The 10,455-nt window shown below is 41.5% G+C and carries 9 protein-coding genes; 5 read left to right on the top strand and 4 right to left on the bottom strand.

The window, feature by feature from the left end; translation table 11 throughout:
* The first annotated feature begins 244 nt into the window (after positions 1-244).
* Complete coding sequence (locus B2R65_RS07180) at positions 245-424, top strand: hypothetical protein (protein WP_374274991.1); 180 nt, start codon at positions 245-247, stop codon at positions 422-424.
* A gap of 2 nt (positions 425-426) precedes the next feature.
* Here the strand turns inward: B2R65_RS07180 and B2R65_RS07175 are convergent, their stop codons facing one another.
* Both B2R65_RS07175 and B2R65_RS07170 read right to left on the bottom strand, forming a co-directional pair.
* A complete protein-coding gene (locus tag B2R65_RS07175; RefSeq protein ID WP_248531115.1) occupies positions 427-2,685 on the bottom strand; it encodes a sensor domain-containing protein in 2,259 nt (752 codons plus the stop codon).
* A 55-nt stretch (positions 2,686-2,740) separates the two neighbouring features.
* On the bottom strand, positions 2,741-5,464 hold the full coding sequence (locus B2R65_RS07170) for an insulinase family protein (protein WP_096739928.1): 2,724 nt from the start codon (positions 5,462-5,464) through the stop codon (positions 2,741-2,743).
* A gap of 183 nt (positions 5,465-5,647) precedes the next feature.
* On the opposite strand from B2R65_RS07170, the gene sixA reads away from it, so the two are divergent.
* On the top strand, positions 5,648-6,118 hold the full coding sequence (gene sixA, locus B2R65_RS07165) for a phosphohistidine phosphatase SixA (RefSeq protein ID WP_004587298.1): 471 nt from the start codon (positions 5,648-5,650) through the stop codon (positions 6,116-6,118).
* Between the two features lie 15 nt (positions 6,119-6,133).
* Complete coding sequence (locus B2R65_RS07160; protein ID WP_004587297.1) at positions 6,134-6,484, top strand: RidA family protein; 351 nt, start codon at positions 6,134-6,136, stop codon at positions 6,482-6,484.
* A gap of 6 nt (positions 6,485-6,490) precedes the next feature.
* Here B2R65_RS07160 and B2R65_RS07155 read toward each other — a convergent pair whose 3' ends face one another.
* Positions 6,491-7,423, bottom strand: coding sequence for an AEC family transporter (locus tag B2R65_RS07155; protein WP_055253036.1), 933 nt, complete (start codon positions 7,421-7,423; stop codon positions 6,491-6,493).
* Positions 7,424-7,438: 15 nt separating this feature from the next.
* Positions 7,439-7,996: an endonuclease SmrB gene (gene smrB / locus B2R65_RS07150; protein WP_024031888.1), complete on the bottom strand. Its 558-nt coding sequence runs from the start codon at positions 7,994-7,996 to the stop codon at positions 7,439-7,441.
* Between the two features lie 151 nt (positions 7,997-8,147).
* Between smrB and prmB the strand changes: the two genes are divergently transcribed.
* Entirely contained in the window at positions 8,148-9,083 is a 936-nt protein-coding gene (gene prmB, locus B2R65_RS07145; RefSeq protein WP_286741761.1) for a 50S ribosomal protein L3 N(5)-glutamine methyltransferase, read from the top strand.
* A gap of 58 nt (positions 9,084-9,141) precedes the next feature.
* Complete coding sequence (gene aroC, locus B2R65_RS07140; protein ID WP_286741760.1) at positions 9,142-10,239, top strand: chorismate synthase; 1,098 nt, start codon at positions 9,142-9,144, stop codon at positions 10,237-10,239.
* Positions 10,240-10,455 lie beyond the last annotated feature (216 nt).

Below are 10,455 nucleotides of genomic sequence, written 5' to 3'. Positions count from 1 at the left end.
ATGGGTCGCGCTGAAAAGTAACCCAAGCTATACAAAAAAGCTGGCGCTATGCCGGCTTTTTTTATGGCTAAATTTTTAAACTAGGTAATAGTAATCTGCATCAATACTTAATTTATATGCACTGATAGCTAAATGGCGACTCATTGGCTTATTAAGCCTGCTGCTTTAAAAGTGTGTTATTTGCCGTTAAAATGCGCGGCTTTGCTTTTGAGCTCAGTTGGGGTGATGTTTGCTTTTCGTTTTTATTAATGCTCTATGTGCTTTGGCCATTTATGTTCAAGCGCTTAAAAAAGGTATGCCAATTAAACGGTGGATTTTATTAGGGGCGCTAATCGGACCGGGCGCATGGTGCTTATTTGGTTTGCATTACAGGCGTGCTTTTATACGCAACGTAGGAGCTGGTGCGTGTATATGGCGCCCGTAACATTACCTTATTTGCGCTAAATGGTTATTAGCACTAATAAGGCTTGGCGTAGAGTTGCTTTGTTGCTGTTTCAAAAAGGCCGTAAACTCATCTTTTGAAAGCGGTTTTGAATAGAAGTAGCCTTGTACGGTTTCACAATTTAGCGTTTTGAGTATGTCAATTTGGCTTGCTTGCTCCACACCTTCAGCAACCACATGTAAATCGAGGTTTTGCGCAATCGTCACGATAGAATCAACCATGTTGCGGCCTCGTTCGGTTTTCATGTCATCAATAAATGCTTTGTCTACTTTTAAGGTATTCAGCGGAAATTGTTTTAAGTACGCTAAAGATGAATAACCTGTACCAAAATCGTCCATGGCTAAATGAATACCACGGGCACTTAGCGAGCGCATAATTGCAATGGCTTCTTGTGGATCGTCCATTACCGTGCCTTCGGTAATTTCCAGCTCTAAAAAGTAAGAAGGTAGCTCGTTTTTTTGCAATATCACGTCAATACGGGTCGTTAAATCTGGCAAGCTAAACTGCTTAGCCGATAAGTTAACTGCAACTCGGCCGCTAAATAGCCCATCGTCTAGCCATTGTTTTACATCGCGACACGCTTTGTTTAAAACCACTTCACCAATTTCTATTATTTGCCCGGTTTCCTCTGCAATAGGAATAAATACACCGGGGCTAATAACGCCTTTTTTAGGGGTTATAAAGCGCACTAATGCTTCCATTCCGGTAAGTTTACCTGTGCGAATATTCATTTTTGGTTGGTAATACACTTCAAAATGGTTTTCTTTTAGACCAAAGCGCATTAGGTTTTCTATTTGTAAGCGTTTAACCGCTTGGCGGTTCATGGTGTCGTTAAAAAACAGGTAACTATTGCCTTTCTTTTTAGCATGATACATTGCGGTATCAGCGTTTTTTAATAACAGCTCTGGCGTACTGCCATCTTCGGGGAATAACACTATGCCTACGCTTGAGGTAATAGCGAGCTCGTGGCCTGCCATTTTAAATGGGGTCGCAATTGCAGCTAAAAATTGCTTTGCCATGCGAGTAATAACATGAATATCATTAGTATCTGCCATAACTAAGGCAAATTCATCACCCCCTAGGCGGTAAAAAACATCATTCTCTCGGGTTAACTTATTTAATCGCATAGCCAGTTTTGCTAATAGGCTGTCGCCTAGCTGGTGGCCTAATGAATCATTAATCTTTTTAAAGTTATCTAAATCAAATACCAAAAGGGCATGGTGGGTATTTTGTTTTACTAGCTTTTGTAGGTCGGTAAAAAATAAATTTCTGTTAGGTAAACTGGTCGTACGGTCTCTATTTGATAAATTATGCAGTTGCGATTGTGCATTTTTACGTTCGGTTAAATCTGAATAAACCACTACATAGTTTGTTATTTGGTGTTGATCGTTTTTTATCTCATCAATAGAAATCTCTATTGGCAGTAACACTCGCTCACTATTGCGCAGTTTTACCTCTTGTTGAATTCGCTCCCGCTCTCGCACTATATTTTTAATGTTTTCTGTGTAGCTTTTATCGTAACCAGGTAAGTTAAAAGGCTTTTTGAGATATTGCTCTCTAACGCCACCAAAAAGCGTTAAAAAGCTGGGGTTAATATCAACTAAGTTAAAGTTTTTATCATATATAGCAAGTGCATCAGTGAGTGATTCTACACACTTAGCAAATAAATTGAGGCGCTCTTGTGTTGATTTTAACACTGAAATATCACGCACTGTGCCGGTCATTCTCAGTGGCGCTAAGTTGGCATCTTTTTCTATTATTTTTCCGCGGTCTAATACCCAGTGCCAGTGGCCAAAGGTGTCTTTAATGCGATAAGTGGCTTCAAAAAAAGCAGACTTTTGAGCAAAGTGTTTTTTTAATAAATGCTCTACTGAGGCAATATCGTGTGGGTGGATCAAGCTTTTGTTTGGCGGAAAACCCATTAACGTTGTTGAATCCATCATGTATTTATCGTTAATACGAATAACTTCGCCAGTTTTTATATTCCAATCCCAAAGCGTATCGCCACTGCCTTCAACCGTGCTTTTTAAGCGCTTTTCCGAGAGGCTGTGCTGTAACCGAGAGCGCTTTAATTTATAAATTACAAATAATAGGTATGGCAAAGCCAGCGCAAGTAGGGCACTGGCAATAATTAAAACGGTGTTGGTATTTATATTAAAGGCGTGTTCAAAGGCAACCGCTGCGGGTGCTAGGCTTAGCAGCAACCAGTAAAAACCACATTTTATTGTTGTTATTTTTATCATTTGTTTTATTACTACTAATTAACAAATGATAATTTAAATCATGCCACTTGCAGAGTCAAAGAGATTGCGAGCAAAGCGGCATTTTTTGCGATTTATTTACTTTTGCGCTACTTAATAACTCATACCTTGGCCTATCTTTAGAAAAAGTAGCTATGGCATAGCTTTTCATTTCTTCTAGGCTGAGGGCGTGCAGTGCCTCTAGGAGGCGTTTTTGCATATGAAAGTCATGATCTTTATTGCCTATTGCCAGCCAAAAGCGCTGTGAACGTAACCGTAAGTTTTTATCTTTTTCAGCAATATGAGTTGTCAAACCTTGTTTATGCTGCTGCCATGTTGTTTCATCCAGGGAGTCTAGGTTAGCAATAAACTGGCTTACAAAATGATTATGCCTGTGCAGTAGAGTCTGAGCTTCAAATTTTGGTGATTGAATATAAAAAGCAATACCGGCGCGGGTGTTAAATGGTGCATAGCCAGAGCCAACTAAGTAACCTAGCTGTTGTGTGGTTCTCAGCTCGTTAAAATAGTCTTGGTTAATTATATGATTAAGTGCCATTAATTTAACTTTTTCATCCACTTCTGCACTTTGTGCTTGGTAGTAAATGACCATGGCGTTATCACTGCATGGCAGTTCAAGTTCGCAGCGAGTCACTTGGTCTATCTCGTGCAGCGGGCGTGTTAAATCCTCAATAGCCGTGGCGTTTTTTAAATGCTCTGCCACTTTTTTATGAAATACCTTCGCGTCTGTTTGTTGCCAATTACCGTGTAAAAACGACTCAACATGTAAGGCTTTAAAAAAATCGGCTCTAAATTCGTTAAATTGCTGAAAACATGTATTTTTAAGTGCAGTGGCTAACTCATCGGGTTGTGGGTTCCATGGCATTATTTTGGCACCTAACACGCTAAATAATTCACTCACGGGTTTATTTTGGTTGCTGTTACGCCAGTGCCTTACCAGTTGCTTTTTGTATTCGGCAAAGCGGCGTGCGCAAATATCAACATTAAACAGCGCATCAAGTAATTGCTCCACCAACTCTAGCTGACTAGTCGATAGCCCAGCAGTGTGCAACGTAAGCCCGCCTTGATGAGAGGTTAAATGATAACTTAAACCTGCCAATTCTGCGGGGTAAAATTGCTCGCCAACACTGTCCATAAATAAGTCACTAAAAAGGCGCGTTAATGCCATGTGCTTTACATCTTTTACTGCAAAGTGCGAGTCCATTGCTAAATAAAAATGACCTTTGGCCACTCTAAAGGTGTTGTCTTGTTTAAACCAAAAGTCAAACCCAGGCTCTTTAACTAACAGTAAAGGCTTGGTTTGAGGTTTTTCGACTTCGTATAGCACCACTTCTTTTGTTAAATAGGGGTTTGCTGTGGGCAGCAGCATAGTGCTCAGCGGTTTATTTATATGCGCAAGCGACTCCAGCCAATGCGGCGAAATTGGCTCAACTTTGTAAGGGGTGTTGTACCACGCGGTGGTGTGCTCTGCCTCTACGCCTGGATGAATAAGTACTAAGCGCATATTATGCGGGGTAAGCCATTGCATCGCCATTTCGTGAGTGGCTTTATTAAAGCCCTCCATTAAGTAATCGCCTTGCACATAGTTAGCTTCGTCGTAGTGTTGCATATTAATGCTTAGGTTACTTACCCAATCTATTAAGCGCGATTTTTCTTGGTTATCAAACGCAATTTGTAAGAGGTTTTTTTTATCTTGATACAGGCGCGGTAGTTTGTCGGTGTTATCGTTGATTAGGCAAATATACTCAAACACAATTTCTATTATGTCTTCAAAGTATTCAATGCCTTCATCGGTAAGCGCCATGCTAATGTTAAAATCTTTAAAGTTACTGCCATTTATACCGCCGCCGGCAGAAAGTGCGTTAATCCACCCTTGCTCTTTTAAAATTGAGTACAACGAGCCTGCGCCTTCGTAGCCGAGTAAATGGGCTATAAAGCTGACGGTTTTGTGGCGATAAAAGTCATCGATATTTGGCATAGCAAAACTAATAATGAGTTTTTGCATGTGCTTGTGTGGTTCAATGTGCAGTACTTTGCCAATATCTTGCGCGCGATATAATGGCTCCTCAATAGGGGCTTTAAGCGCACCTTTATGGCCATTAATGCCACTAAAATAACGATGCGTCCACTGCGCGAGTGTATCAAGCGGTTCGTTGGCACAAATTACCAGTGTCATCCACTGCGCTTGATAGTGCTTATTAAAAAAATCTCTTAACTCGTCACTTATGCAGCGCTCTCTATCGGCGAGGGTATGTAAATTACCCACCGAAAATTTAGCAAAGGGGTGGGCTGGGTTTACGGTTTCTTTATGAGCCTGATAAATACGACGCCCATCATCTTTTATTTTTAATTTAAACTCAGCCTCTATGGCATTACGTTCTTTTTCGGTTTCCGCTGGGTTTAATAATGGGGCAATAAAAAAACGGCTAAATTGCGCAAGTGCTTTTTCAATGGCTTGGTTATTAATATCAAAGTAATAGCACGTGTGCTCAGTGCCGGTCCAGGCGTTGGTGTTACCGCCCGATTGAGACACAAAATTATTAAAGCTTCCAGAATCAGGGTATTGGTCGGTACCTAAAAAAAGCATATGCTCTAAAAAGTGTGCAAGGCCTTGCCTGTCAAGGGGGTCATCAAAATGGCCAGCGTTAACCGCCATAGAAGCAGCGGCTTTAGTTGAATCTTTATCTTGCACTAATAATACTTTTAGCCCATTGTCGAGTGTAATGGCGCGGTATGCTCTGTTATCATTGCGGCTGATATTCAAATGATGCTCCTGAAACTAGACGTTTACTTGTTAACAACAGATGATAGCTTCAGGACAGCGAAAAAATAGCGAAAAGATTTACCTGAATATCATGAGAGAATTATTCTTTGGAATAATAGTTAATATAGCGGACAAATGGGCAAACTGGCTACTGTTTTATATTCATTAATCGGTTGATTTTTTATGAAAACAATCTTAATTATGCGCCACGGCGAAGCGACACCGATGCAAGCTAACGACGCAGCAAGAAACCTAACACCGAAAGGCCATGCAGAAGCAGAAAAAATGGGCTTATGGCTACACAAACACTTTTCTGTTGATGCGTTATTGGTAAGTCCTTACTCGCGCGCGCAGCAAACAGCTAAAGAAGTTGAAAAAAACAATGTATTTAAATTTAGTGAAACCTGTAGCGACATAATCCCCGAGGGTAAGCCACAAATAGCAGCTGATTATTTAGAAACACTTATTGCTATGCATCCTCAGTGTAATACCTGGTTGGTGGTCGCCCATATGCCTATTGTGAGCTATATAGTTGATCAGCTCAGCCCGGGTAACATGCCTATTTTTAACACTGCAGCGGTTGCTGTAATTCAGTATGATGAAACATCACAGCGCAGTGAATATGTAAATATTAACGCGCCTGCCAACATATAGAGAAAAGAGATAACAATGAGTATAGAACGCCTTGAAACGGGTGCGCGCATGAGCCGTATAGTTAAACATAATGGAACCGTTTATTTATGCGGACAAGTATGCAGCGATGCAGAGCAAAACATTACAGAGCAAACGCAAACTATGCTCGACAAAGTAGAGGCCTTACTTGAGCAGGCGGGGAGTTCTAAAAAGCATATGCTAAGCGCAACTATTTACGTTAAGAGCATGGAATATTTTGCCGATATGAATGCTGTATGGGATGCGTGGGTGCCAGAAGGTTATGCACCAGCACGCGCCTGTGTTGAAGCTAAAATGGCGCGCGATGCGCTATTGGTCGAAATTTCGGTAGTGGCCGCACTTAAATAAGCGATTTTATAAAAGCACAGCAAGCCAAAACGAAAAGCTTACAACACTAAGCACCGTTGAAAGCACCACTGCACCGGCGAGCGTAACTTGATGCGTATTTAATTGGCTTGCAATTAAATACGCATTAACGCCAACAGGCGAGGCGCTCAGCAATACCAGTACGTTACGAATTTGCGTATCTAGTACAAACACCCACGTAGCTGCTACACACACAGCAGCAGGTAAAATCAGTATTTTTAACAGTGAAGAAATAAGGGCCGGCTGCCAATTTGCTGCCACCTTATAAAACACCAAATTAGCGCCTAACACAAATAAAGCACATGCAATAGCAGGGCTGGCGAGTAGCTCTAAGGCATTGGCTAAATTAGCAAATAATGTAATTCCCGACACATTTAAAAGTAATCCACAGCCAATACTTAACACTATAGGGTTAAGGACCATGTTTTTAGCAAATTTTGCCCACGAGAAGTCAGCTGTGTTTCCTTTCGCGCCTATTAAATAAGTTAACGCAAAAAGCAGCGTGCTATGAAATGTGATGATCATAAAGGCGATAGCAATCATGTCTTTGCCAAGTGAAGCAATAACAATGGGTATACCCACTAACACCATATTTGAATAACTACCGGCAAGACCAAACACACTATGCTGTTGATAATTTCCAGCATTGGCTTGTTTAGTTAAATAGTACCTATCAATAAGTATGCCCAAAGCAAATACCGCTAATACAGGAATATAAAAGCTTAAAAATGCTTCGAGGCTAATACTTTGATGCAAATTTATTTGCGACATATTGAGCATTAAAAAGGCGGGTAAGCTCACATAAAAAGTAAATTTACTTAAGCCGGCAATATGCTGCTGATTAAAAAACTTAAAATAACAACAGGTGTAGCCCAGTGCGACAATAAAAATTAAGGGAAAAATAATCGAAAAAATTTGCACGTATTCTTCCTTTAATTAACGTCTAAACTCATCGCTTTGTGGTAAATCAATTAAAATCAGCACGGCACCGCGCCCGCCGTATTCTAGCGGTGCTTGATGCATGGCAATTACATCGGGGTGCTGTACCAAATACTGCGGTACTTTGTGTTTTAAAACACGCTCGCCAATGCCATGCACTATGCACGCGCAGTAATAATGCTGTTTTTTGCACTCGTGAATAAGCCCCGCGAGTTCATCTTTTGCACGTTCTTTATTAAGCCCGTGCAGGTCGAGTGTTAAATCGGGCGCAAAGTCGCCGCGTCGTAACTGTTTTGCTAAAAAAGAGTCGTGGCCATTTTGCACGTAATTAATGGTGCTATTTGTGTCTATATCGGGAATATATTCGTCAGAGAAGAAAAATTCAGACTCAACCTGCTTTTTTTGCTGGGCAAATTGCTTCGCTTGTGACACCTTAGGTTTTGTATCAAACCTATGGGTATCTTGTTTAAACACCTTAGCGCCTGTAATTGTTTGGCGAAAAAGGTCAATGTCGTCATTGCTTAGGGACGATTGTGATGAGATGTCTTTTTTCATAAATTTTACCTAAACAAAAAAACGTAAAAACGCAGCGCAAAAGGCGGTACAATATAAAGGTGAGGGGCAATTGTAATTTGCTCAGCACAGTTAGGCAATGCAATCGTCGCAAAGACTCAAAACAGTCAGTTAGCTAAAACAGGTAAAAAATATGAGTGATTTACAAATAGAAGAAGCAACACTTGATGAAGCTGTTGCAGAACTGTCAACGTTACATGACTGGTTACGCTGGACTACAAGCCAATTTGCAAGTAGTGGAATATTTTTTGGACATGGCACAGATAACGCGTGGGATGAAGCAGTTAGCTTATTACTGCCTGCGCTAAGTTTACCTATTGATGCCCCCAAAGAGTTAATGCATGCGCGGTTAACAAGCACAGAAAAAAACCGCCTAGCAGGGTTAATCGCAGAGCGTATAAATGACTGCACTCCGGTTCCTTATTTAACAAACATTGCTTGGTTTGCGGGCATGCCATTTTATGTCGATGAGCGTGTGCTTATTCCGCGCTCGCCGTTTGCTGAACTTATTGCTAATAAGTTTTCACCGTGGCTTGAGCAGCCGCAAAGCGTTAACCGTATTTTAGATTTATGCACAGGCTCTGCTTGTATTGCTATTGCGCTTGCTCAGGCGTTTGAAACGGCGCAAGTAGATGCGGTTGATATTTCGTATGAAGCGCTTGAAGTAGCAGATATAAACATAAACGACTATATGCTAATTGACCGCGTACTGCCTATTCAGTCAGATGTATTTAGTGGAGTGCCAGGGCAAAAGTATGACCTAATAGTAGCTAATCCTCCGTATGTTGATGCTGAGGACATGGCTGATTTACCACGAGAATTTCATCATGAGCCTGAGCTTGGTTTAGCATCTGGGCATGATGGCTTAGACGTTACACGTACTATTTTAGAGCATGCTAGCAATCATCTAACTGATAACGGTTTGTTATTTGTAGAAGTTGGTAACTCTATGGTACATATGGATGCTTTGTATCCGGGTGCACCATTTGAGTGGGTTGAGTTTGAGCAAGGCGGCTTAGGTGTATTTGTAATAAGCAAAGCGCAGCTTGATACGTATTTTGCAAAATAAATTTTAGGCCGAGCGTATGCTCGGCAACTTTTGTAGTCATTAGGAATGAGGAAAGTTAATGGCAGGTAATAGCATAGGGCAGTTGTTTAAAGTGTCCACCTTTGGTGAGAGCCACGGCGTTGCCCTAGGCGGTGTTGTAGATGGTACTCCCGCAGGCCTTGAGATCACAGAGGCTGACTTACAAATTGATTTAGACCGTCGTAAACCTGGGCAAAGCCGCTATACAACGCAGCGCCGAGAAGACGATCAGATAAAAATTCTTTCAGGCGTTTTTGAAGGTAAAACCACAGGCACAAGCATTGGTTTACTTATCGAAAATACCGATCAGCGCTCAAAAGACTACGGTAAAATTAAAGATGTGTTTCGCCCAGGTCATGGCGATTACACTTACTGGCACAAATACGGCCTGCGCGATTATCGCGGCGGTGGTCGCTCTTCTGCGCGTGAAACCGCAATTCGTGTAGCGGCAGGCGCAATTGCTAAAAAATACCTAAAGCAGTTTCATGGTATTGAAGTAAAAGCATGTTTAAGCCAACTTGGGCCAATAGAAGCCGAAAGTTACGACTGGGATGAAGTTGAAAACAACTTATTCTTTTTCCCTGATGCAAGTAAGCTAGAAGCGCTTGATGAGTACATGCGAGACCTTAAAAAGCAAGGTGACTCAGTGGGCGCTAAAGTAAAAGTAGTGGCTAGCAACGTACCGGTAGGATTAGGTGAGCCTGTATTTGATAGGCTAGATGCTGAGATTGCGCATTCACTAATGAGTATTAATGCCGTTAAAGGTGTAGAAATTGGCGATGGCTTTGATGTGGTAGAGCAAAAAGGCTCAGAGCATCGTGATGAATTAACCCCAGAAGGCTTTACCTCAAACCACGCGGGTGGCGTACTTGCTGGTATTTCTACAGGGCAAGATATCATCGCTTCAATTGCGCTTAAGCCTACATCAAGTATCACTATTCCAGGTAAAAGCATTAATACTGAAAACGAAGCAGTAGAGATGATCACCAAAGGTCGTCATGACCCGTGCGTTGGTATTCGTGCAATCCCTATTGCTGAGGCAATGATGGCCATTACCTTAATGGACCATTTACTGCGCCAGCGCGGGCAAAACCCACATGTTAACCACGAACATGGACCAATTAACGGCTCTGTTTAACCGTTAATATTTAAAAAAGCGCGGAGTACCGCGTTTTTTTGTGCCTGTAATTTGCTTTTAAGCCTTTCAGGGGTTGTTCAAGTTTGCGCTATATACTGTTTTAAGGAGGAGAGTAATTATGAGCGATAATAAGCACGATAACACACACCTTGAAACCCAAGCTGCTATAGCAAGGCTAGAGCGCTTTAGTAAGCTTACAGACAGCAGCATTGGCAT

This window comes from Pseudoalteromonas sp. UBA2102 (genome assembly GCF_002331165.1).
GTDB lineage: Bacteria > Pseudomonadota > Gammaproteobacteria > Enterobacterales > Alteromonadaceae > Pseudoalteromonas > Pseudoalteromonas atlantica.
Note: the sequence above shows the minus strand (reverse complement) of the source record. Positions and strands in the feature narration are given on the sequence as shown.